Annotated in this window: 2 protein-coding genes; one reads left to right on the forward strand and one right to left on the reverse strand. The window is 34.1% G+C overall.

Annotated features, from left to right (window positions below):
• The coding region (locus VK998_RS07615) for an S-layer homology domain-containing protein (protein WP_325227273.1) at nucleotides 1-937 on the reverse strand (937 nt) is incomplete at its 3' end.
• Between the two features lie 201 nt (nucleotides 938-1138).
• Between VK998_RS07615 and VK998_RS07620 the strand changes: the two genes are divergently transcribed.
• Nucleotides 1139-1926 (forward strand): CTP synthase (locus VK998_RS07620; protein WP_325227275.1); only part of this gene is annotated, 788 nt, incomplete at its 3' end.

Below are 1926 nucleotides of genomic sequence, written 5' to 3' on the forward strand. Positions count from 1 at the left end.
AGTGAGCGTCGGCCGGATCCTCGCACTGCACATGGGCAATGGTGTGTTCATTGCAGAACCGGGCCAGGGTGTCGATGTGGCCGTCGGTGTCGTCGCCCTCCAGTGCGCCGTGCTCCAGCCACAGGATGCGCTCCACGCCCACAGGTTGAAGATTTTCTATTAAATAGGAAAAACGTCCATCTTCTTCTAAAGAAATATCATAGTATTTTTCACCAGATGTAATATCAGATGAAAGGGGTTTTAAATGTACTTTTAAAGCATTAGTACCTTCTGCCACCCCTTCAAATTTAACATTATTTCTATCTATAGTTGGAACAGCTGTTACATCAAAAGCATCAGGTATATCTAAATTTAATTTTTGTGCTAAAGTTAAACTACCACCTCTAATATTAAGTCTTAATGCATTAAGGGTCATTGCTGCCATTAATCCTCTTTTTACATCTTCATCAGGTTTTGCTGATAGTCCCTTCATCAATCCTAAACTTTTGGCAACCTCTGGTACATTTTTATAATCCTTAACTTCTTCACTATAGCCTAAGGTTCTTAAAAGTAAAGTTTGAAATTGTTGAACTTTTACTGGATTATTGTATCCAAATTTTTCTCCACCTACACCAATAACAAGTCCTTTATTTACTGCCCAAGATACATAGGGTTTGTAAAAAGAATTGGTTACATCATCGAAATCATCTTTTACAGAGAATTTCTTTGCTTTAGCCTCTTCTTTATAAAGTCTGCTAATAAGCACTACCATATCCTGTCTTCTAAGATTTTTTTCTAACATTAAATCTCCAGTTTCTGAACCTTGCAATACACCTAAACCTTCCAATATCTTTCCAGATTGGTTATATAATTCTTCTTCAGATGGTGCACTGAAGGCATAAGAGAAATTTGAAAGCACCATAACTAATGCTATAATTAAAGATAAAACTTTTTTCATATATAAACTCTCCTTTCATTATAATCCTACTTTAATTATACACCATATAACCCAATCTAAATATTACATTATAATTACAATAGGTTTGTTTCATATAGGGTATAATATATTTAATGATAAAACAATCCTATGATTCGTTGACATAGGCCTTAATATGGGATAAAATACTATAGTTATAAGTTTATAAGGAGGGTTCGGAAAATGCCGACTAAATATATATTTGTTACAGGTGGAGTTGTATCATCTTTAGGAAAAGGAATTACTGCAGCTAGTCTAGGTCAATTGTTAAAAAGTAGAGGTCTAAAAGTGACTATCCAAAAATTTGATCCCTATATAAATGTGGACCCTGGTGCCATGAGTCCATATCAACATGGAGAAGTCTTTGTGACGGATGATGGAGCAGAAACGGATTTGGATTTAGGTCATTATGAAAGATTTATTGATATTAACTTAAATAAATTTAGCAATGTAACTACTGGGAAAATCTATTGGTCTGTTTTAAATAAGGAAAGAAAAGGAGAATATGATGGAAGAACTGTTCAAGTCATTCCTCATATTACTAATGAAATAAAGGATAGGATCAAAAGGGTTTCCAAGGATAGAGAAGTGGATGTTGTAATTACTGAAATAGGAGGGACTGTAGGAGATATTGAATCTCTTCCTTTTTTAGAAGCAATTAGACAGATAAAAAATGATGTGGGAAAAGAAAATGTAATGTATATTCATGTAACTTTAGTTCCATATCTATCTAAGGCAGGTGAATTGAAAACAAAACCTACTCAACATAGTGTGAAGGAACTAAGGAGCATAGGTATACAACCAGATGTACTTATATGTAGAACAGAAATGCCTTTATCTCAGAATTTAAAAGATAAAATAGCTTTATTCTGTGACTTGGATCCAAAAGAGGTAATTGAAAACATGGATGCTGAAACTATATATGAGCTTCCAATAATGCTGGAGAAGGAAGGGTTACCTCAATTGGTAAT

Origin of the sequence: Schnuerera sp. (genome assembly GCF_035459645.1) — a bacterium.
Taxonomy (GTDB): domain Bacteria; phylum Bacillota; class Clostridia; order Tissierellales; family Tepidimicrobiaceae; genus Schnuerera.